Genomic DNA, 25,705 nt, shown 5'->3' on the forward strand with positions numbered 1-25,705 from the left:
GATAAAGGTGGGGAGTTTGTTTCATACTAACATACAGATATTGTACTTAAAGGAGTATAAGTATGGGACATTCGCATGATCATGGTCATTCAAAAAATAAAAAGGCGTTACTAATTGCCTTCCTACTAACAACAAGTTTTATGATTGCAGAAGTTGTTGGTGGATTTGTAACAAATAGCTTAGCACTACTATCTGACGCGGGGCATATGCTAAGTGATGCAGTATCTTTAGCTTTAAGTTTACTTGCGTTTAAACTCGGAGAAAAAACAGCAACAACTGCGAAAACATACGGGTATAAGCGAGTCGAAATGTTAGCAGCATTATGTAACGGTGTCGTTCTTATTGTCATTTCGGTATACATTTTTATTGAAGCAATCCGTCGTTTTAAAGAACCAGTTGAGATTGCTAGTAATGGGATGCTCATTATTGCAGTCCTTGGTCTGCTTATTAATATTTTATCAGCTTGGATATTAATGAGAGGCGGAGATGTGAAAGGTAATTTGAATTTAAGAAGTGCTTTCCTGCACGTACTAGGCGATCTATTGGGTTCCGTCGGAGCGATTATTGCTGCGTTACTTATTAAATTTTTCGGATGGACTGCTGCAGATGCGATTGCTAGTATTCTTGTGTCTATTTTAGTCATTATTAGTGGATGGCGTGTAACACGTGATACGGTTCATATATTAATGGAAGGTGCACCACAGCACATAAATGTTAAAGAGGTAAAAAGTACGTTATTAAATATTCCGATTGTCAAAGAAGTTCATGATTTGCACATATGGTCTGTCACATCAGATTTTCAAGTATTAACATGTCATCTTATTATTAAAGGGAATGAAACGCAAAGTGTATTAAAAGAGGCTACGTATGTATTAAAGGAGAAATTTCATGTAGAACATGTCACCATTCAAGTAGAAATAGATGGTGAATTTAATCATGATGAGACAACTTGCAAAGTATGAAAGAAAAAGGATAAGAAAAAGTGTCATAACATTTTTCGCACGGCATACATATATATAATGTGGCCACAAGTACTTTGCAAGGTAAATATTTCATGAAATTACTTTACTTATAAAGAGTCATCTTTTATAATCAAAAGTGGTAATTGATAGAGATTATCATTTTCAATGATCGTAGAAAGGAGTTTTTTAAAAGATGAGTAGTCAACTCCGTTTTGCTGTTGAAAATCGTAAGAGGCATTTAATTGATGAGTTAATTGGAGCAGGTGTGTTTAAGATTCGCGACCGACAATTATACGAGCTGTCTTTAGAGGAATTGGAAAAAGAGTACGAAGATATGGAAGATTATGCGAATATTCAGGCGTAGCTATATAGATTAGTAAAAAGAGAGCTGGTTACGATTTTGTGTAACCAGCTCTCTTTTTATTTCGTAGAAATTATTTTTTGTATTTCTTTCATGGGACGGAGCCAGTTTTGGGTCATTATTTGTTCCATTTGTTTTTCGTCCTGCTTCTGTAATGCTTGAATGATAGAGTGATGTTCTTCAATAGATTGACTTGCTGGAACAAAGTTTTGGAAAAACAAATATTCAAGACGTAAAACGTGAAGTTGCATATTTTCTAGAAAGGGTTCAATATATTGGTTTTTAGCAATAGAAGAAATTGTATTGTGGAATTGTATATCTAATTCTAAAGCTTGTTTTGCGTTTTTTTTCTCTATAGATTGCTGAAAATGCTCATTTATTTCAGAAAGTAGTTGAATATCAGCGTTTGTAATGTTTTGAAGAGCTTGCTTTCCTATAATAGAGTGAAGACCAGCCATCGTTTCATAAATGATAGATACGTCGTCTAACTTAATAGGAGCAATTTTCGTTTTTTGCCCTGGTACCATTTCCACTAATCCAGAAATCTCTAATATTTGAAGTGCTTCTCTTACAGGTGTTCTGCTTACTCCTAGTGCCTCAGCCAATTCCCCATCATTAATTTTTTCATTGGGCTTCAGTACACCTTCAATAATCCAATTTTGTAGTTGATTTAAAACGAGTGATTTTGCTGAAACTCTTCCTGGTTTTTTATAATTTTGAGGGACAGGCATAGTGAATTCAATCCTTTCATTGTATATTTTCCTTTTTTGCATGAACAAGCTTTAATTTTTGTTTCCCTTCATCCGGCTTTTGGCTTAAGATGAGCACCATTACAATGACACAAAAAGCGCCTAATAACTGAAAAGATTGAAATGGCACTTGCAATATAAGTACAGAAGAAATAATAGCTGCGAGTGGTTCTGTGCAACCAAATAATGTTGTTTCTTTCGGAGTCAGGTATCGTATGCTGTCTAAGTATAAATAAAAGGCAATAAGTGTCCCGAAAATGACGACAAATGTGATGAGCGGTAGGGTACTTAGTTTTACATATTTCATAGTTGATAATAAAATGAATTCGTTTGTAGAAATAAAGTGTACAATCGTTACACCAATACCCCCAATAATCATGCCCCATCCAACGATAACGGAGGAAGACCATTTTTCTAACAATTCCTTTGAATATAAACTATAAAAAGCGAGAGATAATCCAGATAAAATCCCCCAAATAATAGCTGGTGTAGAAACAGCCAAGTTATGAACAGACCCGTTTGTTAGTAAGAGAAAAGTGCCTACTAATGAAAGGGTAATTGAAATGAAATCAATTTTTGATGGACGAACGTTCCATTTGAAAAGTAAGTATACAGTGATGAATATAGGAGCTAAATATTGTAATAATGTTGCCACGGCAGCATTTCCTTCTTTAATTGAAGCGAAATACGTATACTGTACAGCAAGCATACCGAATAGACCAAACAAAATCATTTTAATAGCATCAGATTTTTGTTTCCAAATGCTAAATATCTCTTTTTTTCTCGTTCCGAATGAGGAAATAATGAGCAAAATAATTCCAGATATAAGTAAACGGATCGTAACTAACCATTCGGTTGAAACATTGTCATATTGAAAAAGTTGTTGTGCAGCTGTACCAGATAAGCCCCATAAACAAGCACCGATTATGACCATTATAATTCCTTTTAATCGATTTGAATCCATATGATCTAAAATTCTCCTTTCTAAAAATACAAATTGAATACAATATGCAATATATCACAGAATGACTCATTAATAAACTGAAATTTCTAATTTGTTTTTTATGTATAGTAAAATATTGTAGAGGAGGGGGAGTATATGTTAGCTGGATTTTTAGTTTGTTTATTTGTTGGGTTACTTATCATTTTTTTAGGGTATCAAATACATGTGAAAAAGAGGGTGTTTTTGTTAGCAGGATATCAAGAAGAAACGTTTGTTGGAGATAAAAATAAATTAGCGAAGCTTTCAGGATCATTTTCTTATATAGTTGGAGTTGCTACTATAATATTACCGCTTGGCTTAGAAAAAATAGGTAATGTAGTTGGTATCGTATATGCTATATTAATTGTTTTAGGTACAATTGTATTCATAATTAAAGCAAACTTATTAAATAAGAGTGCTATAAAGTAAAAAGGCTTCATTCTACTGAAGCCTTTTATTAATTGTTATGAAGTATAAGTAAAAGCCGGGATAGGATCAATAAATGTATTCCAGTTTTGTTGCATTTCTTTTTCTGTTAATAGACAATCATCTAATGATTGTTCAATTAACGAACGGTTCATATCAATTCCAATAAATACGAGTTCGGTTATTCGATCTCCATATTGTTTATCCCAGTTTTTCAATACTTCTGGTTCTTCTGTAATCATTTGATTTCTTTCAGTTTCAGGTAATGCCGCTATCCACTCACCGGCTCCTTGAATTGTAATAGAGGAACCTGCTTGAGATAGAAGCCCTATCATATTATTACGAGATGCCAGCCAGAAGAATCCTTTCGCTCTTACAACATCTAAAGGCCATCTTTCTAGCCAATTCATAAGGCGCTCGGGATGGAAAGGATATTTGCGGCGGTAAACAAAGGAATTGATACCGTATTCTTCTGTTTCTGGTGTATGATGGTAACTATTTAATTCTTGTATCCAGCCGGCCGATTGACTGGCTTCTTCATAATTAAATAGATTTGTGTTTAAAATTTCTTGTAATGGTACTTTGCTAAACGAAGATTCAAGAACTTTTGCATTAGGATTTAATTTTTTTAGTAAATGATGAAGCTCTATCACATCTTCTTTTTCTAGCAAATCTATCTTATTAAGAATAATTACGTTTGCAAATTCAATTTGATCTATTAATAAATCAATAACTTCTCGGGTATCATTCTCATCGATGGCTTGTTTTCGGTCTAATAAACTTTCTCCATCTGCAAAATCATCCCAAAATCTATTTGCATCTACAACTGTAACCATCGTATCGAGGCGACAATTTTTCGTTAAATCAATGTTAAGGACTTCGTCTGTATAAGTAAACGTTTGAGCAACTGGAATAGGCTCACTTATACCAGAAGATTCAATAATAATATAGTCAATATCACCATTTTTCACAAGACGATTCACTTCTATCATTAAATCTTCTCGTAGTGTACAACAAATACAGCCATTTTGAATCTCTACTAGTTTTTCCTCCGTACGTGAAAAACCACCCTTTTTTATAAGAGATGCATCAATGTTTACTTCGCTCATATCATTAACGATAACAGCTACTTTTAAGTTATTCTTATTAGTCAAAATGTGATGTAGTAAGGTGGTTTTTCCAGATCCTAAAAAACCACTTAATACAGTGATAGGTACTTTTTTCATGAAATGATCTCTCCTTTAAATCGTAATGATTACGTTTTATATTAAACGATAGGGAAAGAAAAATCAATAATAAATCATAATGATTACGATTTAAGAATAGAAATAGACTATAAAATTTGTGTTGTAGTATGAAGCATTTGGACAAGCACATGTTTACATATAAATAAAATGGAGGCGAGAAGCTTGGTCTTTAATAGAGTTTCAAAAGAATTAGTAGGCATAGCTCTTATCGCTATGTTTCTCTTTTTATTATTTTTTGTAGATTTTACAAGTCTAGTAAATTTGCACACAAATATACCGCAGGAATGGCTGAATGTGAATACGGTATTTTTAAGTATCATTTTTGAAGCAATACCTTTTATTTTATTAGGGGTAATTGTTTCTTCATGTATTCAAGTGTTTGTGACGGAAGATATGATTCAAAAAGTAATGCCGAAATCTCCAATTGTTGCAATGATTCCAGCAGTATTTGTGGGAGTTCTTTTTCCAATGTGTGAATGTGTCATTATACCAATTGTAAGAAGACTCATTCAAAAAGGGCTACCACTTCATGTAGGCATTGTTATTTTATTGAGTGCACCCATTATGAATCCAGTTGTTCTTTTATCTACTGTATATGCGTTTCCAAAAAATGATTACGTTGTATATGCACGCTTTGGGATAACAATTTTAGTTGCTCTATTTATAGGGCTAATTGTGTATTACTGCTATCGCGAAAGAAATGTTTTAAAAGACGTAGAGGTTTCAGTTCAAATAAGCAAAAAAAAGAGTTGGAAAGATGTTATGAATCACATTGTAGATGAGTTTTTTGATACTGGTAAATATTTATTGATAGGTGCTTTTTTAGCAAGTGTATTTCAGACGTTTTTTGATCGGAATATACTGGATGCAGTAGCACATAACGAAGTAATTGCCCCTTTTATTATGATGGGATTTGGTTATGTTTTATCAATTTGCTCTGCAGCCGATGCTTTTATAGCTGCATCTTTTGGACATGTTTTCTCGGTAAAGGCACTTCTCGCATTTCTTGTGTTTGGGCCTATGCTTGATATGAAAAATACGTTAATGCTATTTGCGTATTTTCAAAAGAAATTTGTATTCTTTTTGATGGGAATTGTCATTGTATCTGTGTATACCATCCTGCAAATCATAATGTTATAGGAGGTGAGAAAGAATGGAGAAAGAGGAGCAGAAGGCGTATCATCGCTATATACGTGGCATTATTTTAATTGGTTTAGCAATGCTCTTATTTAAACTACTTGTAACAGGAAATATTTATAATTTTATCGCTCCAAAAATGATCAAATTTACGTATATAGCTTTTGTAGTAATTTTAATTTTTGGTATTGTACAAGTTTGGGGAGATGGAAGAGAAAAACAGCATGATTGTAATTGTTGTAAACATCATACAACATCAAAATCAGGGATAAAAAGTTTCTTTGTATATGTTTTATTTGTTGTTCCGATAGTTAGTGCTTTTCTCTTTGGAAGTGTAACAATTGATGGAAGTTTAGCAGGAAAAAGGGGTATGAATCAAAGTGTACAGGCGAGAAGTCTGGAAAGAAACGAAAAAGAGGGGAAACAGGTTAAGTTTGATGAGCGAGAAGTATTAGTTGATTCAGAAGAAACATCAAATTTAGCAACGACTTATAAAACGGAAGAGCAAGTAGTAAAAAGTATGTTAGGACAGCGTAAACTACAAGTAAAGGATAAGGATTATGTTCAAACAATGAATGTAATTGGTCAAAATATTAATTGGTTTAAAGGGAAAGAAATTACATTTTTAGGGTTTATATATAAGGATAAAGATGTGACGGGTAATAAAGCAGTAGTGGCTCGATATGGCATAACTTGTTGTATTGCGGATGCATCAGTCTGGGGGATGATTGTTACCGGGAAAAATATTGAAAAAATTCCAGAAGAAACATGGGTGAAAATAACAGGATTATTAGATGAAACGACATATAAAGGAACAGTCTTTCCACTTGTAAAAGTAAACAAAATCGAGAAAATTAATAAGCCAACTGACCCATATGTATATGATGCTTTACCTCAATAGAAAAGAATAAATTCTTCATATTTTCATGAAATAGAATCATAATCAAGGCGATAAAAAAATAAAGATAAGAGTAATTTGGTTTGTTAAAAATATGTGCAGAAGGAGTTATGCGATGAACTGGGTTACTCATAAACCATCATTTGAATTTGAAACATTTAGTCCTATTATTCGGTCACAATCTGCGTGGAGTGGACATTTAGATTTTGCATATGACTTAGTACGATTTGAAAAACCAGAAACTTTAGTTGAGTTAGGTACACATTTAGGAGCTTCCTTTTTTAGTTTTTGTCAGGGAGTAAAAGATGGAGGGTTATCGACTAAATGCTTTGCAGTAGATACTTGGGCTGGAGATGGGCATACAGGTCCATATGGAGAAGGGGTTTTTCAAATAGTAGAAAAAGTAGTGAGCGATAACTACCTTAATATAGGAAATTTAATTCGATCTACTTTTGATGATGCTGTAGACCGGTTTCAAGATGAAACGATAAATCTTTTGCATATTGATGGCTATCATACGTATGAAGCTGTTTCTCACGATTATAATACATGGCTACCGAAAGTCGCGAAAAACGGTATTGTATTATTTCATGATATTGAAGTTAGAAGTAGTGATTTCGGCGTATATAAGTTTTGGGATGAGGTAAAAGCGAAGTACCCTCATTTTCAATTTGCGCATTCATATGGACTGGGAGTGTTATTTCCGAAGGGTTGTAGTGATAAGTTTGAGGAAATACTTAAAAATAAAGAAGAAATACAAAATATGTATAAATAAAGGTAGGGCATGCATCATTTTAATGATGTGTGCCCTATTTTTGTGTGGGAAATTATGGTGTGAATTAAAAAGTGAAGATAGTTGTAAAAAGTTTTGTTGCAGCAAATATTAAAAAAGTTAGTATGGGATTTTTCTTTGTAAATAAAGTGAAGCTTTAATACGTTCATATCAATTCGGAATTTTACAGTAGTTAATTTCTTACCTAAGTGCTTTGCACTTACTGAATTTTGAGACGGGGGTCTTATTGGCCGAAAATATCGGGATAAATAAAAATACAACATTTTTTATATTTTTCATTGCGAAAAACGTAATCTACTTTTACAATAGAAAGGGTTGTGAATATATTATACTGGAAAAATAAATCGAAATAATATGAAAATTTTGTTTTGTCTTCGCTAATTGTATATTACATACATGTAAGACGACATACGTCATGTTATCGACTTGTAAGGAGAGAAAAAAATGAAAAGTGTAAGATTACCATCGATGCTAGAAATCATAGTTCTTTTATTACTATTTCTTGCTGTTGTCTTTTCCTTCCAAACGATTTTTGATCTCCCAATTCAATTAGCGCTATTTATTTCATGGTTTTTAGTAATTGCGCTTGGATTAAGATTAGGATTTCGTTATCAAGAATTGCAAGATGCAATTACGAAAGGGATTTCTAACGGATTAGAAGCGATACTGATTTTAGTTGCAGTAGGTGCTTTAATTGGAACATGGATTGCTGGTGGGGTAGTACCAACATTAATCTATTATGGATTAGAATTTATTCACCCTAGCATATTCCTATTAGCAACATTAATTATTTGTTCTATAACTTCTATCGCAACAGGAACGTCTTGGGGAACAGTGGGAACAGCAGGTATTGCTATGATGGCGATTGGTGAAGGACTTGGTTTACCACTTCCGCTTGTTGCTGGTGCAGTTCTTTCAGGAGCTTATTTCGGCGACAAATTATCACCACTTTCTGATAGCACAGTTCTTGCAGCTTCTATGGCGAAAGTAGATGTTATTGCTCACGTTCGAGCTATGCTCGTATTAGATGTTCCAGCTTATATTATTACTAGTATTATGTTTACTGTAGCTGGTTGGATGTATGGCGGCGATAATGTAGATTTGAATCGAGTAGAATTTTTAAAAGAAGCTTTATTAAAGCAATTTGATATTAAAATATGGATGCTTGTTCCGGCGGTCATTGTTATCGTTCTATTAGCGATGAAGAAACCGTCTATGCCAACAATTGCAATGGGAGCTTTAATTGGTGCAATTTGGGCAACCCTTTTCCAAGGGATGAACTTTGGAGAGGCGATTGGAACAGCTTATAACGGATTCTCAATTCAATCTGGTGTTGAGTTTGTTGACAAGTTATTAAACCGTGGTGGAATTAACGGCATGCTTGGCTCAGTAGCCGTTATTATTTTCGGTTTAGGATTTGGTGGATTACTTGAAAAACTAGGTGTTTTAAAAGTAATCGTATCAAAATTTGAGAAGAAATTAAATTCTGCAGGTAATGTAACATTGTCTACATTAATCGTGGCATTCTTAGCTAATATATTTGGTTGTGCGATGTATGTATCACTAATTTTAACACCAAAAATTATGGAAGATAGCTATGATAAATTAAAAATAGACCGTCGTGTATTAGCGCGTAACTCAGAAGTAGGTGGAACGTTAACTTCAGGTATGGTTCCATGGTCTGATAATGGTATTTTTATGGCTGGTATTTTAGGTGTAGCAACGTTCTCATACGTTCCGTTTATGTGGTTAAGCTTCGTATCGTTAATTTTAGCAGTTATTTACGGATATACAGGCAAATTCATCTGGTATGTAGATGATGCAGATAAAGGAAAGCAAGCATCATAAAATAAAAATCACCTTCTACAATATGTAGAAGGTGATTTTTTTATTTTTTAATAGCATTTGCTGAAGTTATTTCATTCTCATATTTAGCAATTTTTTGTTGTATCTTTTTTAAGTTTTTTTCAGTGTCTTGAATGAGCTGTAAGACATTGGTCTCCTGTTGTTTCATTAATTCTAACCTTTGAAGGATGGTAGATTCTCCTTCCATAGACCAGTCGATAAATTGTTTTATTTTTTGAATTGGCATACCAGTGTTTTTTAAACACAAAATCATCTCTAAATATTTCAGTGCTTCTTCATCAAAAACTCGATCTCCTTTTTCGTTTCTTTGCAGAAAAGGAAACAGTCCTTGTTTATCGTAATAACGTATTTGAGAAATAGTTAAGTGTTGCATTTTGGCGACTTGCCCAATTGTATAATACATATCATTCATCCTTTTATTACCAAGGTATAATGCCATCTTTGTTAAGTATTTTACCATTATAGTTTGTTTCACTTAATGCATATTTAATAATAATTTTAGCACTTTCAGTGGTTGTATGGCCACCGGGGGAATTTCCATTAAGATCCGTAGTTGTAAAACCAGGAGTTACCCCAAATACTTCTGGACCGTTAGTGGCAAATTCTTTACTAAAAGCTAATGTTAAAGCATTAATAGCTGTTTTTGAAGAATTATATCCTAGTGTATTAATTGGATGTGTTTCACCATTAGCAAACATTGTTAGTGAGGCCATGTCAGTTGTTACATTTATTATTTTACTGTTGCTTGAATTCTTTAATAATGGTAAAAAGGCTTGCATCATTTGGAAAGTTCCAAAAAAATTAACTTCAAATCCTTGGCGTAAAGTTTCAATATTTAATTCACTAGGTAGCATATTGAAGTCTAGCGCTATGCCTGCATTATTAATTAATAAATGTAAGTGATCAGTCGTTTCGTAAATTTTCTTTGTTGCTTCTTGAATGGATTGTGAATTTGAAATATCTACTTGAATATAGGAAACGTTTGAAACATTTAAAGATTCTACGGCTTGTTGTCCAAGTTGTTCATTACGAGCACCTAAAAATACGTGATAATCTTTTTCTGCTAATTGACGAACAAGTTCATATCCAATTCCTTTATTCGCACCTGTTATAAAAGCATATTTTTTCATATTGAATTCCTCCAGTAATGTTATAGTAGGCTACAATGGAAAGGATACAGCCTAAACTTAAGTTTAGGTCAAGAGGAATTTTTTTAAATAAATATAGAATATCTATATATAAGAGTGAGAATTCTTATCATTTAAGAGAAAGTCTGTTATTATAAGAGATGTAGGTATTATATTTTCAAGGGGATGAAAACATGGAGTACAGAATTGAAAGAGATACATTAGGAGAAATAAAAGTTCCAGCTGATAAATTATGGGCAGCACAAACACAACGTAGTAAAGAAAACTTTCCAATTGGAACAGAGCAAATGCCGCTTGAAATTGTAAAAGCATTTGCAATTTTAAAGAAGAGTGCAGCGCTTAGCAATCAAAAATTAGGAAAGCTATCAGAAGAAAAAGCAGAAGCAATTGTAGAAGCTGCGGATGAAGTGATTGCAGGGAAATGGAATGAACATTTTCCGCTTGTCGTATGGCAAACAGGTAGTGGTACACAGTCAAACATGAATGTGAATGAAGTAATTGCAAATCGTGGGAATCAAATTTTGAAAGAGAAGGGATCTGACGTACATATTCATCCGAATGATGATGTGAACATGTCACAAAGTTCAAATGATACATTTCCAACGGCGCTTCATGTAGCTTGTGTAATCGCAGTAGAAAATCACGTATTACCAGCAATTACGAAATTAAAAGAAACTTTAGCAGAAAAAGTAACTGCATTTGAACATATTATAAAAATTGGTCGTACACATTTACAAGATGCAACGCCGTTAACTTTAGGGCAAGAAATTAGCGGATGGCACCGTATGCTTGAAAAAACAGAGCGTATGATTGCAGAGAGCAATACATATATGAAAGAGTTAGCAATTGGTGGAACTGCGGTTGGAACAGGTATTAATGCTCATCCTAAATTTGGTGAGATGGTATCAGAGGAAATTAGTCAATTTACAGGTAAACAATTTGTTTCTGCACCAAATAAGTTCCATGCATTAACGAGCCATGATGAAGTTGTATATACTCACGGTGCATTAAAAGCATTAGCTGCGGATCTAATGAAGATCGCTAACGATGTACGTTGGCTTGCAAGTGGTCCACGTAGTGGTCTTGGAGAAATTATTATTCCAGCAAATGAACCGGGAAGCTCTATTATGCCAGGTAAAGTAAATCCAACGCAAAGTGAAGCGTTAACGATGGTTGTAGCGCAAGTAATGGGGAATGATGCAACAATCGGATTTGCTGCGAGCCAAGGTAACTTTGAGTTAAATGTATTTAAACCTGTTATTGCTTATAACTTCTTACAATCAGCTCACTTATTAGCGGATGCAATTGTTTCGTTTAATGACAATTGTGCAGTTGGTATTGAAGCAGATGAAGAAGTAATTAATGAAAATGTGAATCGCTCACTAATGCTTGTAACAGCGCTAAACCCACATATCGGATATGAAAATGCAGCGAAAATTGCGAAGCATGCTCATAAAGAAGGATTAACTTTAAAAGAAGCAGCATTGCAATCTGGGCTACTAACAGAAGAGCAATTTGATGAAATTGTAGATCCAAAGAAAATGATTGCTCCAAAAGAGTAATAGAAAAAGCCATGGTTCTGAGTATAGAATCTTGGCTTTTTGATGTTCATTTTTAAGTTTCATCTACTTGCAATAATGCAAGCTTCAAAATATATTATTTGTTAGCAGGCGTATTCATTACTTTCATCTGTGGGCAGTTCTCTTTTAAGAGTGAAATGAATTTTTCTTCTTCTTGTGGTACGAAAGAGGTCACTGAGTCAAATAAATTATAATTAATTTCTAATTGTTGCCTAGTCCATTTTTTTGAACGAAGTTTTTTGCCAGAGTGCTTAATATGGCGAATGTCTTTAAATGGGATTTCAGTACGAAGTATGAAACCGTGTTTTACAACAAGAGATGATTCCGTTACGTTGTAGTGAGAGAAATAGAATGAAGAAAGATTCACGATATTTAGCAGCATCATGAGAGTGAAAAAAATAGAATTTTCATTTTGAAAGAATAACGAAACGAAAAAAATAATTATAAATAATGTAATGAAAATGACGTGGAATGGATTTTTTTTCGCTTTAAATTTCAAGTTAGTCACCTCGGTATACTTGTTCTTTAACTAAATTAAATCATAACATTGTGATAAAACGTGTGAATATGCAGAATTGCATATTCACACGTTTTATTATTCATGTAAAATTTCTTGATGGGATAAATTCAAAAGAAGTTTTGTAATAGTGGAGTGGCATAAAGTGACTTACAAGAATAGAAAGATAGCGTTAGTCATAATTAGTTGTATGATGATTATGAGTAGTTGTGCTAATAAATTTGTTGAAGATAGAAATCGAAAGCATACATTTGTACAAGCAAGTAAGGTTTTAGTAGAGACTGTAAATAGAATATATAAAAAGTAAAGGATGTTTTCTTATACGAAAACATCTTTTTTGTAGTTAAAATTGAATACTGAAGTTTTGTAATGAGTGAATACCAGTTCCATATTCACTAATCGCATATGCGTTCTGTGCAATTTACTTAACGGTAAACCAAGGGTCTTGAAGAATATTCATGTTCTATTTTACATCCTATAAAATGAATTTGTATAAACATATTCGCTTTTCGTTGTATTAAATCCTTTCGATAGATGTTTTTATAAAAGTTTATAAAATGGGCAAACGAAACGTTGAAATGTTTGTTTGTGTTGTGATAAGATGATGAAGTAATAATAAACGATATAGCGATTTGTTTGGTTTTTAAATAAACATTTTGGAGGAGTGTTTAGTATGAGCGATATTTCAGAGAAGTTTTGGGATGCGTCAATAGAGGAATTAAAGAAAGGGTATGTGTTTGATGAAGAAAAAGAGGGGTACATTTGCTTAGCTTGTGGTGAAACATTTATTAAAGGTGTTATTTATCAAGATAATCAAGTTTTGTATGAAGCAGAGAAGTTCGTCCAATTGCATATTCAAAATGAGCATACGTCTATGTTTGATTATTTGCTAAATATGGATAAGAAATTTACTGGATTAACGGATTTACAAAAGAAAATGGTTCAGTTTTTCTATATGGGACTGAATGATAAAGAAATTGTAAAAGAGATGGATGGCGGAAGTACATCAACAATTCGTAATCATCGATTTACACTGCGAGAGAAAATGAAACAAGCAAAAGTATTTTTAGCGCTAATGGAATTATCAGAAGAAAAATCAAAAGTACAAACGAAATTTGTGCCAATTCATAGAACAGCAACGATGGTGGATGACCGATACAATATTACGGAAGAAGAAAATAATGAAGTATTAAAAGCTCACTTTACAGAAGGATTAGATGGACCTCTCTCTAAATTTCCGAAGAAACAAAAGCGTAAATTAATTATATTGCGTCATTTAGTGAAAAAGTTTGATAGTAATAAAAAGTATACTGAAAAAGAAGTAAATACAGTGATAGAAAATGTATACCCTGATTTCGTAACTTTAAGAAGATATTTAATCGAATATGGATTTTTAGATCGAACAGCCGATGGAAGTCAATATTGGGTGAAGTTATAATCATATGAAAAGAAAATGAATAGAAGCATAGTATTATAACAACTATACAAAGAGATAGATATTGAAAATAGATTTTTAATAAAAGGAGAAATGAAATTTGAAACCACCTGCAGATAACAATAAAGAAGGTGCGGAGTCACATAAGTTGGAAAGTGAGAGTAAACCAATTTGGAAATCGATGTCGATGTTTTTAGTACCGTTATTATTAAGTAATGTACTACAATCAGTTGGACAATTATTTGGTATGGTAGTAGTAGGAAGATGGCTTGGAGTTAATGATTTAGCGGCCATATCAGCATTCTTCCCATTATTTTTCTTGCTCGTTTCATTTGTAATTGGTATCGGTTCAGGGAGCTCTATTTTAATTGGTCAGGCGTTTGGTGCTAAAAACGAAGATCGTTTAAAAGCTATCGTTGGTACGACGCTGACATTTACCTTTATTATTGGAGTTGTGTTGGCGATAATAGGAAGTATTTTTGCGATGGATATTATGCGTCTAATGGGAACGCCAGAAAATATTATTGAAATAAGTGTACATTATGCACGGATTTTATTTATATCGATGCCAGTATTATTTTTATATTTCGCATATACAACATTTATGAGAGGTACAGGAGATTCTAAAACGCCATTTTACTTTTTAATTGTAAGTACAGCACTAAATATGATTTTATTACCAGTTCTTATTTTTGGATGGTTAGGAGCTCCGAAATTAGATGTGTATGGAGCAGCCTATGCATCTGTTATATCTACAGTTATTACGTTTATTGTCATGCTTGTGTATTTAAAGAAGAAAAATCACCCATTACAACTAGATGGAACGGTTAGAAAATACCTTCGAATGGATGGGGAGTTATTAAAGCTATTGCTAAGGCTCGGTATACCGGCAAGTATAAATATGATATTAGTTTCATTATCTGAGATTGCCGTAATCGCATTTGTAAATCGTTACGGTTCGGATGCAACAGCTGCTTACGGCGTTGTGAATCAAGTTGCAAGTTATGTACAAATGCCAGCAGTTAGCCTTGGTATTACAGTTTCTATTTTTGCAGCACAATCAATTGGGGCGAATCAATTTGATCGATTGCAGAAAGTTGTGAAGGCCGGAATTATTATGAACTACGTCATCGGTGGTGTGTTAATATCTCTTATTTATTTATTCTCAAGAGACATTTTATCACTATTTTTAACGAGTCAAACTACAATTGAAATTGCTCATAGCTTAGTTATGATTACGTTATGGAGTTATTTAATTTTCGGTCATGCACAAATTATTAGTGCGACAATGCGAGCGAGCGGTACAGTACTTTGGCCAACTGTTATTGGAGTTGTTTCAATTTGGCTTGTAGAAGTACCCGTAGCATATTATCTTTCTTACCATACAAGTCTTGGAATAGAAGGCATTTGGATCGGGTATCCAGCAGCATTTATTGTCAGCTTACTATTGCAGTATGCATATTATAAGCTTTCATGGCAAAAGAAACGAATTACACGATTAGTTAGTTAAATAGAAAAATGTCCCTAAGTTATTAGACTTAGGGACATTTTTTCGTAAGTGCAGGTTTACAAATAGCTTTTTAAAGTTATATCAAAATGTTGTCTAATGAGTGTTTTATCACTCATATAAAACTCCCACGCTTTTTCCGGTTCACCGATAATCTCAAAGGATTCCTCTGTAATATATAAAGCGCAATTATCCTCCAGTGCAATTCCTTCTATATTCCCTTGATGATTTTGTAAAAAGGAATGGAAGGCGTTCATTCTGTTTAATTGATTATAATGTGGACAAAATCTTTTATTAACAATACCCCATCCGTTACTCTCTATGTAACCAGAACCTTCATAATCTGATCGGATACTAGACGTGAACCAACACATAGCACCAGCGCTATAACCAGCAATAAGTGTTCCTTGTTGCAGAGCCAATAATAATTTTTCATCAAGTCTATGTTCTTTCCATTGCGTAAGCATGTGAATATAGTTTCCGCCACCTAGATAAATTAAATCGGCTGAATGAATCATCTCCTCTATTTCATACTTAGAAGGTGAATCTGTTGTAATGCGTAAAATTTGTACTTCACAATGTAATTGTTTTTCAAACGTGTCTAAAAATAATTTTATATAGCTTTCATCATCATGACTAGCCGTTGGAATAAACAATACTTTTGGATACTGTTTATTTGTTAATTCTATAAGGCGTTCATTAATAGGCAAGTGATTTGAATCTTGTAAATCACCGCCACCAATGACAGCTAATTTCATAGTAAAGCACCACCTAATCATTTTTGTTATATAAAAATTCGATAGAAGAGAGTTACATTCCTTCCGTAATGTAATCAATAATTAGAAAATGTAGCTTAAGTATATCGGAATAGTAAAGAAACTACTGACTATATATACCAATACATTAGAAACCATTCATTGATATATAATATTTCATACTAATGTTTCAAAAAATGGAAAAATATGTTTAAATAGATGTAATGAAGCATTCATTCATATTGAATTTATACTTATATTTTAAAAGGGTATCGGAAATAATAGCGATTTTCTAAAACAGTTTTTACTTTTAATAGGAAGTTGTATTACAATATGGTAAAATTATTTCAATATATTTATTTAATATGAAATACAAAGAAGGAGCGTGAAAAAAGTGGATTTTCGATTTGAATTTACAACGAAGCTGAAAGAATACTTAGACGATGAGAAGGATGAAAAAATAATAAAAGATGGACATAGAGATGTAATTTTTCACTATTTATATGCGTTAGAGACTGAAATTGGCGTTGTTAAAAATCCTAATTTTACTTTTTTTGCATCAGGAAGACGTTCACATATAGTGTTAGAAAACGTTGAATTTAAAACAGAAGTAAATGTAAAAAGTAATATAATTGAAATTACAAAAATAGTGGATAATGTAGTTATTCCGTTAGATACTATCGTAGCGAAGGATCGGGAATTATTTGCCCTTGGGCGTAATGAGAAGTTTAGTGTACAAATATTAGAGCAGTATCTCTTTGATACATTTGGAGATAAGTTAGGCTTATAATGAATAGAATGTGGTACGTATTTATAGGTAGTGAATTTTAGTTTGTATTACTTGCGTTTGACCTCTCATTTAATTTGTACTACAATTCGTAGTGTGAAAGGAGTCATACGATGTTTACGCAAAACTATAGGTTAAATGAGCAAGGATTAAATCATTTCTTTGGACCGCTTGAAGCGAAGATTATGGAGATTATTTGGTCTACTGAAGGTATTACTATTAAAGAAGTCCAGCAGAAATTAAGTGAAGAATCGCCTGTGAATTTTAATACTGTTATGACAGTTATGAACAGGTTAGTAGAGAAATTACACTTAGAAAAACAGACTGTGAAAAGAAGTGGCATATATCGTGCTATACAAACGAAAGAAGAATTCTTATCCAATCAAACGAAGAAAATGACACAGGAATTAGTGGGGGAATTTGGAGATTTAGTTATAACACATATGATAGATGAGTTAGAGCAGGCTGATCCGAATTTAATAAAAAAATTAGAAGACAAATTGAATCAGTTAAAAAAAGAGGATCGATGAAATGAAATGGAAAATGCGTAAAATCGTATTGTTAGCGCTCATTGTTAGTACCCTCTTTTTCAGCTTGTTATTGTATTATGTTACATATCCATTTCTCTTTCAAAATAAGGCATTCTTCCTTTCAAAGTTTTGCTTGTTTCAGTTAGAAAAACATATGAAAGAACTATCAATGGTTCGTATTATAATAGCGGGGTTATTATTAATTACTGTATTGATTGTGTGTAAAAGAATTTGGCGGCAATTTTTCTATAGTAAAAAAGTACAAAAAGTACTTATCCCATTTATTAGAAAAGGGAAACAAATATATATACTGCCGACTGCGGAAGTTGCAGCGTTTACAATTGGATTATTCCGTCCGAAAGTTGTCATGTCGGAAGGTTTGCTTCAGACGTTTTCAGATGAAGAGATTGATGCGATTATTTTCCATGAAGAATATCATCAAAATAATTGGGATCCGCTAAAATTATTTTGTTTTACGTTATTAGCAGAAGGAATGATGTACATCCCGATATTAAAAGAATTGTTACAACGATATCATACGTATCAAGAGTTAGCAGCAGATAAATATGCGATGCAAAAAATGGAATCTTCATTTGAGTTAGGTAGCGCGTTATTAAAATTAATTAAAATAAAGACAATGGAAAATCGATGTGTTACAGCTTCATTTGCAAAAACAGCAATAAATTTACGAATCGAGCAAGTGTTAAATGAAAAGGTTGCTAAGCTTACTATTCCGTTACATACGAACTCGGTATATGTAACAATAGGGTTATTCTGTGTGTCGATTGTACTTATTGTCGGAGAGTGCATATAGCCTCTTTTTTTAAGAATAAACACTACTCATTGTAGTGTTTTAGGGGGAATAAAATGAATGCAGCAGATTTAACAATTTGGCTTGTGGCTGGGGCGGGAGTATTGTCATTTATATCACCGTGCTCTTTACCGCTATATCCATCTTATTTATCTTATATTACAGGTGTGTCTATTCAAGATTTAAAAGAAAATCGTGGGATTATGCAAAAATCAGCGATTATACATACAGTATTTTTTATGATCGGATTTTCGGTTATATTTTACGCGTTAGGTTTATCGGTAAGCTGGATTGGAATAACATTTTCATCTAACCAAAAATTGATTCAACAAATTGGTGGGATTTTTATTGTTTTAATGGGGCTATTTATGACGGGATTGTTTCAGCCTAAGTGGCTTATGGCAGAGAAAAAGGTGCAGTATAGAAGTAAATCGACTGGATATATTCGCTCGATTTTAGTCGGTATGACATATGCAGCGGGTTGGACGCCATGTGTTGGACCGATATTTTCAGCTGTACTCATGCTTGGCGCGACGAATCCTGAAGGGGCACTTCTTTATATTACAGCGTATACTCTTGGGTTTGCGATTCCATTTTTCGTGATGGCATTCTTTATTGGGAAGGTAAAATGGATTGTTACATATGCCAATGTCATGATGAAAATTGGCGGTGGAATGATGATTGTAACAGGTATTTTATTGTATACAAATCAAATGACGAAAATTACAGCATTCTTTATTCGTCTATTCGGTGGATTTACAGGTTTTTAAAAATGAGGAGGAAGGAAAGTGAAGAAACTAATTGCTATTATACTAGTAGGTGCTCTCGTTTGGGCGGGGGTTAACTTTTATAATTCAAAGAAAGAAGAAAAGGAAAGAAAAGCGAAACAAGCAGAGTTACAAGAGAAAGAAGTATTACCACAAGTAGGTTTTAAAGCACCTGGCATCACATTAAAAGGATTAGACGGAAAGTTGCAGTCGTTAAATGATGCCAAGGGAAAACCATATATTATTAATTTTTGGGCATCATGGTGTGGGCCGTGTGAAATGGAGGCACCTGACTTAGTTCATATGTATGATAAATATAAAAAGGATGTTGAAATTTTTGCGGTGAATGCAACTGTTAGTGACCCAGTACAAGAAGCAAGCGCATTTGCTAATCGCTATGGGTTTGAGTTTCCTGTTCTATTAGATATGGACGGAGTAGCTGGACTAGATTATAAAGTATTCTCTTTACCGACGACATTTTTTGTTAATAAAGATGGAATTATAGTAGATCATGTACGAGGTGTATTACCACCAGATCAATTAGAAAAGAAATTTAAGAAATTGATTGAGAGCTAAAAGGGGATTTCGTGATGATGGAGTGGATCGTGAGATTACAACCCGTATCTCTTATAATTGGAAGTCTATTTGGATTTATGTTGATGAAACGAAAGATGAGGCATCAAAATGCATCATATGAAAAAATGATGGATGCCGTAACAAATGCGTTTATTATCATCGTATTTGTATGGAAGTTTGCACCAGCAATTTTAAATCCTGTATGGGCTTTTAAATCGCCATTGCAAGCATTATTAGCTATAGGAAGTATGCAACATATTGTAGTAGGATGCGTAATTGCTAGTGTATACATTGTTTGGAAAAGTAAAAAGGAACAATTTTCGCTTCGCATTTTACTTGATGTACTCCCTTTTGGATTGTGTGTGTGCATTATCTTTTATTTTCTATTACATCATGAAGTAGGTGTACAAACGACACTACCATGGGGAATGAATATATACGAATCTAAATTTTTGTATCATCCTATTTTTGTATATGAGATTATCCTCAACCTTTGTATAATGGGTTTGTTATGGATGAAAAATGAAAGGCTCGGAAATGGAAAGAATATAAGTATTTTTCTAATTGTTGAGGGGTTTGCTCAAATTATTATTTCGCTTGTTAGTGAACAAAATTCGGTACAGTTTGGTCTATCAGCACAGCAAATAATGAGCTTTTGTATTATTAGTTTAGGGATTTTGTTGGTGCCGAAAAAATAAAAGATATCCATGTACAGAGAGTATCTGTGTATGGATATCTTTTATAAGCGTATTTCTTCATCATATGCTAAATCATTATATTGTAGAAACCTAAAAACCCCTTTATTAGGGGTTTTTAGGTTTCTACAGGTCTGCATGTGTTTCTTGTTTATCTGTATCCCATTTTGGAAGTTGTTTTGCTTGTTGATTTTCAGTGAAATTATTAAAGCCAAAAACAAGTATGCATGTAAAGGTTAAAATAGCTAAACTAATCTTTTTCATTATCTTAGTGCCTCCTTAGTTAATAATTTTTGTTTTGCTTCGTAAGTTTTGAAAAAATATTTTTGAGATTTCTCTATTTTATTCACTTTATGAAATTCTACTGCTAATAATTCGTAATATTCTTGTGCATAATCGTATAATTCTTTACTGTTAAAATATGTGGTGCCTGCAATGATTGCGTTTTCTAAGTCGTCTAGAATACCAGTGTGTTGTGTTTTTAAGATAGTGAAATGGTGTTTATATTCTTGATTATTTAATTCATTACAAATTTCTAAGCCTTTTTGAACCCAATTGTTTGCAAGTTCTTTTTCATTTAAACTAAAATGTTCTTTGGCTTGTAGAAAATTGGCTTTTAGGTGTTTAGGTAATTTGTTTGTAACTATTGTAAGATGTCTAATAGCAAGGGTTGATAGATTTTGAGAAGAGTAGAGCCAACCTAAGTTATTTCGAACTTTTAAGATTAGTGTATCGTCTTTCAGCTTTTGTAAAATATTGATTGCTGAATTATAGTTCTCTTCGGCTTGTTCGAATTGTTTTAAATAAACAGAACATGAGCCTAAAATGTTTTCGCATAGAGCTATTTTAATTTCATAACGTGGATATTTTGAGAAAATCTCTTTCGCTTGATTTGCATAATTGATTGCTGTAAGTGGTTTGTTTGTATGGTGATTAAATATAGCAAATTTATATTTATATTCAGCTTCTTCTAGTTCACCTGGTACATGTTTTAAAAGGGATTCAGCTTTTTCGTATTCTTTTTTTGCTTCATCATAATTTCCAATAATGGTAGCATGTTCAGCTTTAAAAAAGTGATAATAATAAGTAATAAAGTCTTCAGTTATTGGATTGTCTAAACGAACAATTTGACTAAAAGTATCATACTTAATGTTTGTCCAATCGGTTAGGACCTTATATTTAAAGTTTAGTAGGGAGTAGTAAAGCGATAGATTTTGATCAGCTTCAATTTTATTAATCTGTTTCTCTATTTTTTCTTTTAATTGTTTCGCTTCAATTAATTGCTCCGCTACCATTACTTGATATAAAATGTTTAATTCGTTGACAATCTGTTCATGCCCTTTTAATAACACACTCATTATATATTCCCCCATCCGATAAAAGTATTCTAATTTAATTATTTCTATAATAGCAAAATAGAAGAAGTATAAGAGTAATTTTACCATATTTTTCAACAAAATTCTGAAAAAACAATTAATTTTTACGTATTTCTTATTTTTATGTGAATATTACAAGTGCCTCTGGTAGTGGTGGGATGAATCTGACTCATGATACGTTAGCATCAATGGGAGGGATAGCTTCACTTGTAAATATGTTTTTAGGAGGATTGTTCGGATTGGGTCCAACTGTTAAGTTTTTAACAAAAATTTCACTTTCTTATTTAATAAAAACAGGATAATCCGCATTTTATAAGAATCATCCTGTTTTTATTGATACATTAAAAAATCGGCGGAGTAACAGAAAATAAGACTATCGCATTTTTCTCAAAATGATTCACCCATTTATGCTTTAAATAAGCAGGTATCTTTACACTGTCGCCGGTTTCTAATACGTATTCTTCCTCGTTTAAATATAATGTGATTTTCCCATCTAAGACAAATGCTAATTCTTCTCCTTTATGTTCTAGCACATTTTCTGATGAAGCTGTATTAGGCGGGACGGTCATAATTGCTGTTGCTAAATTTCCAGTGAAATCAGGTGAAAGCATTTCATATGATAAATTATCGATAATCATTTTCTTTCGTTTATGGGAACGTACAATTAAATCGTCTGTATTTGTATCTTCAAGTAAAAAGCTAAATGTTGGCACATCAAGAGCTTTAGCAAGCACTTTTAATGTTTGAATAGAAGGGTTAGCGGACCCACGCTCAATTTGACTTAACATAGATGGTGTAATATCGGCCATCTTTGCTAGTTCTTTACTAGTTAAACCTTTTTCTTTTCTTTGTTTTTCAATTTTTTTACCAATATCTATATTTTCCATAATGAAAATCTCCTTAAGGGTTATTAAATTATATTTAAATAAATTAAATTAAAATTAACTAAAGTTAACGATTTGTGTTAAACTATATTAAAATTAATTTAATTATAATTTATTATATGGTGAGCTACAAGGATATAAGGAGGAAACAAAATGAAAGAAATAGGGGCATTACAAGCAAAATACCCATTAGTGAATAAACTTATTGCAACAGAAGAAGTATTTTGGATAAATCCAAACATAGAAAAGTATGAAAGGGCAATAAAAGATTCATCACTTAATGAAGAGAATGTAAAAGATGCGGAAGAGAGATTAAAGCGTTTTGCACCATATATTGCGAAAGTTTTTCCTGAAACGAAAGGGACGAATGGCATAATCGAATCACCTTTAGTGAAAATATCTTCTATGAAAGAAGCTTTAGAGACAAATTACAAGCAACCTATTTTAGGAGAATTATTATTAAAATGTGATAGTCATCTTCCGATATCAGGATCAATTAAAGCTAGGGGCGGCATTTATGAAGTGTTGAAACATGCTGAACAACTAGCTTTGCAGCACGGTATGTTAACAGAAGAAGATGATTATTCCATTTTAGATAGTGATACATGTAGAGAGTTTTTTGCCAAATATTCAATTGCGGTCGGTTCAACAGGAAATTTAGGGCTAAGCATTGGGATTATGAGTGCGAATCTAGGTTTTAACGTAACTGTTCATATGTCAGCAGACGCAAAAGAATGGAAGAAAGATTTATTAAGAAGTAAAGGTGTAAACGTTATTGAATATGAAGATGATTATAGTAAAGCAGTAGAAGAAGGAAGAAGACAAGCGGATGCGGATCCTAGCTGTTATTTTGTAGATGATGAAAACTCCCATGATTTATTTTTAGGATACGCAGTAGCAGCATCGCGATTACAAAAGCAATTAGAAGAGTTAGAGGTTGTAGTAGATGAAAATCATCCTTTATTTGTTTATCTTCCGTGCGGAGTAGGAGGAGGACCTGGCGGGGTAGCATTCGGTTTAAAGTTATTGTATAAAGACAACGTGCACTGCTTCTTTGCGGAGCCTACGCACTCTCCATGCATGTTACTCGGTTTAATGACAGGACTTCATGATAAAATTGCTGTTCAAGATATCGGGATTGATAATGTAACAGACGCGGACGGACTAGCGGTAGGAAGACCGTCTGGATTTGTCGGTAAAACGATGGAACCATTTTTGAGTGGGAATTACACAGTAAGCGATGAAGAGTTATATAGATTGTTAAAAGAACTAGCTGACACGGAGAATATTTATTTAGAGCCTTCTGCACTAGCAGGTATGATAGGGCCAGTGAAAGTATGTAAAGAAGATGAGTATTTACAAAAGCAACAGTTAACAGAGAAGGTGAAAAAAGGTACTCATATTGTGTGGGGAACGGGTGGAAGTATGGTTCCAAAAGATGTAATGAATGAATATTATAGGAAAGGTTTGGAGTTAACGGTATAAGAAAAATGAGGCTAATTGTAGCCTCATTTTTTCATGTACATAAAAATCTTTGTTATTTTCACAATAGTTCTTTATAGTATATATAAAGGATAACTAATATTGAATAAATACAACAAAAAAGCTTTATTTTACATAATAAGAGGATGTGTATACGATGTCATTACAGACTAAATATATAGCGGGTATTTCGCTTGGGGTTATGGGTGTAGGCTTTGCGGCTTCTATCCCTTTTCAAGGAACGATAGCTGGAGAGATTATACAAGGGGGATTTGAAGCTGGGTTAGTTGGCGGGCTTGCAGATTGGTTCGCAGTTACAGCATTATTCCGTCACCCGATGGGAATTCCAATTCCGCATACAGCTTTGTTACCTAAAAACCGTAAACGAGTAACGAAAGGGCTCATCAATACGTTAGAAAATGAGTGGCTAACGAAAGAAAGTATTACGAATAAAGTAAAAGAAATGCAGCTAGCACAAATGGTGCTACAAATTGCAGAGAGAGAAATGCAGTCTGATGCTGTGAAAAAAGGCATTGTAACGATTGCTGAGAAGGCGATTGTTTCAATCGATACAGAAAAATTAGCGGTTATTATTGAAAAAGAATTAAAGACGTATTTACATACAATTAATACAAATAACATTTTACAAGTGCTTGTTGATCAATTAGTTGTGCAAGAATATGATGAAAAGACACTTGATTACATATTAGTGAAGGTAAAAGATTGGACAGCGCAAGATGAAGCTCGTTACCAGCTCGGTAGCTTAGGTATGAAGGCGATAGAAAATATAAAAGTAGATGGATTCTTGCAGTTTACTTTGAAATCATTTATGAATATTGTAGATGAAGATAAGATTGGCGGCATTTTGCAGAAGTTTATCATTAGTAATATTAACAGCTTACAAGAGGCTGATAATAGCACAAGACAACTTATATTAGCGAAGATTCGTCAAGAAATTATCAATGTAAAAGAAAATGAAGCCTTATTACAGGAATTAGAAAATTGGAAAGAAAAGTGGCTTGCGAATTGGAATGCTACTGACAAAATAAAAGAGATGCTAGAGCAAGTACAGCAAAGAGCAGTTGCTTTTGTAAATAATGAAGAATTTGCTGATAAATATGTTATTCCATTTTTACAAAAACAAATGAATAAAATAAAAGAAGATGAACAAACTGTTCAAAAAATAGAGAAGTGGTTACAAAAGCAAGTTGTCACACTTGTGGAAAAGAACCATTCGAAAATTGGTAAGCTTGTACAAGAAAACCTTGATAAGTTAGATGATAAGACGTTAATCGAAATGATTGAAAATAACGTCGGTAAAGATTTACAGTGGATCCGAGTGAACGGGGCGGTTTGCGGATTTATGATTGGATTAGTGTTAGAAGGAATTAAAGCGATTATATGAGAAAAACCTTCCGCAATTGCGGAAGGTTT

Annotated in this window: 30 protein-coding genes; 20 read left to right on the forward strand and 10 right to left on the reverse strand. The window is 33.0% G+C overall.

Features of this window, described 5'->3' with window-relative positions:
* Positions 1-62: 62 nt before the first annotated feature.
* Complete coding sequence (locus HMPREF2590_RS17935) at positions 63-962, forward strand: cation diffusion facilitator family transporter (RefSeq protein WP_070861485.1); 900 nt, start codon at positions 63-65, stop codon at positions 960-962.
* A gap of 193 nt (positions 963-1,155) precedes the next feature.
* Complete coding sequence (gene fbpA, locus HMPREF2590_RS17940) at positions 1,156-1,326, forward strand: Fur-regulated basic protein FbpA (protein WP_000098302.1); 171 nt, start codon at positions 1,156-1,158, stop codon at positions 1,324-1,326.
* Between the two features lie 56 nt (positions 1,327-1,382).
* Here the strand turns inward: fbpA and HMPREF2590_RS17945 are convergent, their stop codons facing one another.
* Both HMPREF2590_RS17945 and HMPREF2590_RS17950 read right to left on the reverse strand, forming a co-directional pair.
* Positions 1,383-2,054: a GntR family transcriptional regulator gene (locus HMPREF2590_RS17945; RefSeq protein ID WP_050822194.1), complete on the reverse strand. Its 672-nt coding sequence runs from the start codon at positions 2,052-2,054 to the stop codon at positions 1,383-1,385.
* Between the two features lie 16 nt (positions 2,055-2,070).
* Positions 2,071-3,036: a DMT family transporter gene (locus HMPREF2590_RS17950; RefSeq protein WP_000378087.1), complete on the reverse strand. Its 966-nt coding sequence runs from the start codon at positions 3,034-3,036 to the stop codon at positions 2,071-2,073.
* A 135-nt stretch (positions 3,037-3,171) separates the two neighbouring features.
* On the opposite strand from HMPREF2590_RS17950, the gene HMPREF2590_RS17955 reads away from it, so the two are divergent.
* Positions 3,172-3,483, forward strand: coding sequence for a DUF3784 domain-containing protein (locus HMPREF2590_RS17955; RefSeq protein ID WP_000879381.1), 312 nt, complete (start codon positions 3,172-3,174; stop codon positions 3,481-3,483).
* Between the two features lie 35 nt (positions 3,484-3,518).
* On the opposite strand, the gene HMPREF2590_RS17960 is transcribed toward HMPREF2590_RS17955, so the two are convergent.
* Entirely contained in the window at positions 3,519-4,706 is a 1,188-nt protein-coding gene (locus HMPREF2590_RS17960; RefSeq protein WP_050821756.1) for a GTP-binding protein, read from the reverse strand.
* A 168-nt stretch (positions 4,707-4,874) separates the two neighbouring features.
* On the opposite strand from HMPREF2590_RS17960, the gene HMPREF2590_RS17965 reads away from it, so the two are divergent.
* The 4 genes from HMPREF2590_RS17965 to nhaC all read left to right on the forward strand — a co-directional run bounded on the left by HMPREF2590_RS17965 (position 4,875) and on the right by nhaC (position 9,403).
* On the forward strand, positions 4,875-5,867 hold the full coding sequence (locus HMPREF2590_RS17965) for a permease (protein WP_170950075.1): 993 nt from the start codon (positions 4,875-4,877) through the stop codon (positions 5,865-5,867).
* Between the two features lie 13 nt (positions 5,868-5,880).
* Entirely contained in the window at positions 5,881-6,765 is an 885-nt protein-coding gene (locus HMPREF2590_RS17970) for a TIGR03943 family putative permease subunit (RefSeq protein ID WP_000409931.1), read from the forward strand.
* A gap of 112 nt (positions 6,766-6,877) precedes the next feature.
* Complete coding sequence (locus tag HMPREF2590_RS17975) at positions 6,878-7,537, forward strand: class I SAM-dependent methyltransferase (protein WP_001104673.1); 660 nt, start codon at positions 6,878-6,880, stop codon at positions 7,535-7,537.
* Positions 7,538-7,999: 462 nt separating this feature from the next.
* The gene (gene nhaC, locus HMPREF2590_RS17980; RefSeq protein WP_000843992.1) at positions 8,000-9,403 is read left to right on the forward strand and encodes a Na+/H+ antiporter NhaC; all 1,404 of its coding nucleotides are present in this window, start codon (positions 8,000-8,002) and stop codon (positions 9,401-9,403) included.
* 40 nt (positions 9,404-9,443) lie between these two features.
* Here nhaC and HMPREF2590_RS17985 read toward each other — a convergent pair whose 3' ends face one another.
* Both HMPREF2590_RS17985 and HMPREF2590_RS17990 read right to left on the reverse strand, forming a co-directional pair.
* Positions 9,444-9,824, reverse strand: coding sequence for a MerR family transcriptional regulator (locus HMPREF2590_RS17985; protein WP_000291861.1), 381 nt, complete (start codon positions 9,822-9,824; stop codon positions 9,444-9,446).
* Between the two features lie 16 nt (positions 9,825-9,840).
* Positions 9,841-10,551: an SDR family NAD(P)-dependent oxidoreductase gene (locus HMPREF2590_RS17990; protein WP_000759549.1), complete on the reverse strand. Its 711-nt coding sequence runs from the start codon at positions 10,549-10,551 to the stop codon at positions 9,841-9,843.
* Between the two features lie 191 nt (positions 10,552-10,742).
* Between HMPREF2590_RS17990 and fumC the strand changes: the two genes are divergently transcribed.
* On the forward strand, positions 10,743-12,131 hold the full coding sequence (fumC, locus tag HMPREF2590_RS17995) for a class II fumarate hydratase (RefSeq protein ID WP_000456608.1): 1,389 nt from the start codon (positions 10,743-10,745) through the stop codon (positions 12,129-12,131).
* Between the two features lie 94 nt (positions 12,132-12,225).
* On the opposite strand, the gene HMPREF2590_RS18000 is transcribed toward fumC, so the two are convergent.
* Positions 12,226-12,648 (reverse strand): PH domain-containing protein, encoded by a 423-nt coding sequence (locus tag HMPREF2590_RS18000; RefSeq protein ID WP_000669071.1) that lies wholly within the window; start codon positions 12,646-12,648, stop codon positions 12,226-12,228.
* A 208-nt stretch (positions 12,649-12,856) separates the two neighbouring features.
* Here HMPREF2590_RS18000 and HMPREF2590_RS30420 point away from each other — a divergent pair, with 208 nt between their 5' ends.
* The 3 genes from HMPREF2590_RS30420 (at position 12,857) to HMPREF2590_RS18020 (ending at position 15,611) form a co-directional block, all read left to right on the forward strand.
* Positions 12,857-12,973: a hypothetical protein gene (locus tag HMPREF2590_RS30420; RefSeq protein ID WP_002061095.1), complete on the forward strand. Its 117-nt coding sequence runs from the start codon at positions 12,857-12,859 to the stop codon at positions 12,971-12,973.
* A gap of 366 nt (positions 12,974-13,339) precedes the next feature.
* On the forward strand, positions 13,340-14,104 hold the full coding sequence (locus HMPREF2590_RS18015) for a DUF2087 domain-containing protein (protein WP_016109722.1): 765 nt from the start codon (positions 13,340-13,342) through the stop codon (positions 14,102-14,104).
* Between the two features lie 97 nt (positions 14,105-14,201).
* Positions 14,202-15,611, forward strand: coding sequence for an MATE family efflux transporter (locus HMPREF2590_RS18020; RefSeq protein ID WP_000804128.1), 1,410 nt, complete (start codon positions 14,202-14,204; stop codon positions 15,609-15,611).
* Positions 15,612-15,667: 56 nt separating this feature from the next.
* Here the strand turns inward: HMPREF2590_RS18020 and HMPREF2590_RS18025 are convergent, their stop codons facing one another.
* Positions 15,668-16,366 carry a peptidase E gene (locus HMPREF2590_RS18025; RefSeq protein ID WP_000762121.1) on the reverse strand — a complete coding sequence of 233 codons (699 nt, stop codon included), beginning with the start codon at positions 16,364-16,366 and terminating at the stop codon, positions 15,668-15,670.
* Positions 16,367-16,757: 391 nt separating this feature from the next.
* Here HMPREF2590_RS18025 and HMPREF2590_RS18030 point away from each other — a divergent pair, with 391 nt between their 5' ends.
* From HMPREF2590_RS18030 to HMPREF2590_RS18055, 6 genes are all read left to right on the forward strand, one after another.
* Entirely contained in the window at positions 16,758-17,153 is a 396-nt protein-coding gene (locus HMPREF2590_RS18030) for a DUF3942 family protein (RefSeq protein ID WP_000347526.1), read from the forward strand.
* 110 nt (positions 17,154-17,263) lie between these two features.
* Positions 17,264-17,680: a BlaI/MecI/CopY family transcriptional regulator gene (locus HMPREF2590_RS18035; protein ID WP_000495075.1), complete on the forward strand. Its 417-nt coding sequence runs from the start codon at positions 17,264-17,266 to the stop codon at positions 17,678-17,680.
* Between the two features lies 1 nt (position 17,681).
* Positions 17,682-18,494, forward strand: a complete 813-nt coding sequence (locus tag HMPREF2590_RS18040; RefSeq protein ID WP_000871408.1) for a M56 family metallopeptidase — start codon at positions 17,682-17,684, stop codon at positions 18,492-18,494.
* A gap of 53 nt (positions 18,495-18,547) precedes the next feature.
* On the forward strand, positions 18,548-19,261 hold the full coding sequence (gene ccdA / locus HMPREF2590_RS18045; RefSeq protein WP_050821757.1) for a cytochrome c-type biogenesis protein CcdA: 714 nt from the start codon (positions 18,548-18,550) through the stop codon (positions 19,259-19,261).
* An 18-nt stretch (positions 19,262-19,279) separates the two neighbouring features.
* Positions 19,280-19,834, forward strand: coding sequence for a TlpA family protein disulfide reductase (locus HMPREF2590_RS18050; RefSeq protein ID WP_000733185.1), 555 nt, complete (start codon positions 19,280-19,282; stop codon positions 19,832-19,834).
* Positions 19,835-19,851: 17 nt separating this feature from the next.
* Positions 19,852-20,532: a prolipoprotein diacylglyceryl transferase family protein gene (locus HMPREF2590_RS18055; protein WP_033667336.1), complete on the forward strand. Its 681-nt coding sequence runs from the start codon at positions 19,852-19,854 to the stop codon at positions 20,530-20,532.
* A 123-nt stretch (positions 20,533-20,655) separates the two neighbouring features.
* Here HMPREF2590_RS18055 and HMPREF2590_RS30425 read toward each other — a convergent pair whose 3' ends face one another.
* Both HMPREF2590_RS30425 and HMPREF2590_RS18060 read right to left on the reverse strand, forming a co-directional pair.
* Positions 20,656-20,793 carry a hypothetical protein gene (locus HMPREF2590_RS30425; RefSeq protein WP_176748662.1) on the reverse strand — a complete coding sequence of 46 codons (138 nt, stop codon included), beginning with the start codon at positions 20,791-20,793 and terminating at the stop codon, positions 20,656-20,658.
* Positions 20,793-21,887, reverse strand: a complete 1,095-nt coding sequence (locus tag HMPREF2590_RS18060; protein ID WP_050821758.1) for a response regulator aspartate phosphatase — start codon at positions 21,885-21,887, stop codon at positions 20,793-20,795. Before HMPREF2590_RS18060 ends, HMPREF2590_RS30425 begins: the two co-directional genes overlap by 1 nt.
* Before the next feature lie 143 nt (positions 21,888-22,030).
* Between HMPREF2590_RS18060 and HMPREF2590_RS18065 the strand changes: the two genes are divergently transcribed.
* Complete coding sequence (locus HMPREF2590_RS18065) at positions 22,031-22,207, forward strand: hypothetical protein (RefSeq protein ID WP_002061098.1); 177 nt, start codon at positions 22,031-22,033, stop codon at positions 22,205-22,207.
* A gap of 39 nt (positions 22,208-22,246) precedes the next feature.
* Here HMPREF2590_RS18065 and HMPREF2590_RS18070 read toward each other — a convergent pair whose 3' ends face one another.
* Positions 22,247-22,792, reverse strand: coding sequence for a helix-turn-helix domain-containing protein (locus HMPREF2590_RS18070; RefSeq protein WP_000427637.1), 546 nt, complete (start codon positions 22,790-22,792; stop codon positions 22,247-22,249).
* A gap of 150 nt (positions 22,793-22,942) precedes the next feature.
* Here HMPREF2590_RS18070 and HMPREF2590_RS18075 point away from each other — a divergent pair, with 150 nt between their 5' ends.
* Both HMPREF2590_RS18075 and HMPREF2590_RS18080 read left to right on the forward strand, forming a co-directional pair.
* The gene (locus tag HMPREF2590_RS18075; RefSeq protein WP_050821759.1) at positions 22,943-24,274 is read left to right on the forward strand and encodes a D-serine ammonia-lyase; all 1,332 of its coding nucleotides are present in this window, start codon (positions 22,943-22,945) and stop codon (positions 24,272-24,274) included.
* Positions 24,275-24,428: 154 nt separating this feature from the next.
* A complete protein-coding gene (locus HMPREF2590_RS18080) occupies positions 24,429-25,676 on the forward strand; it encodes a DUF445 domain-containing protein (RefSeq protein WP_070861487.1) in 1,248 nt (415 codons plus the stop codon).
* Positions 25,677-25,705: the final 29 nt, after the last annotated feature.

The organism is Bacillus sp. HMSC036E02, assembly GCF_001836235.1.
In the GTDB taxonomy this organism is placed as follows: domain Bacteria; phylum Bacillota; class Bacilli; order Bacillales; family Bacillaceae_G; genus Bacillus_A; species Bacillus_A cereus.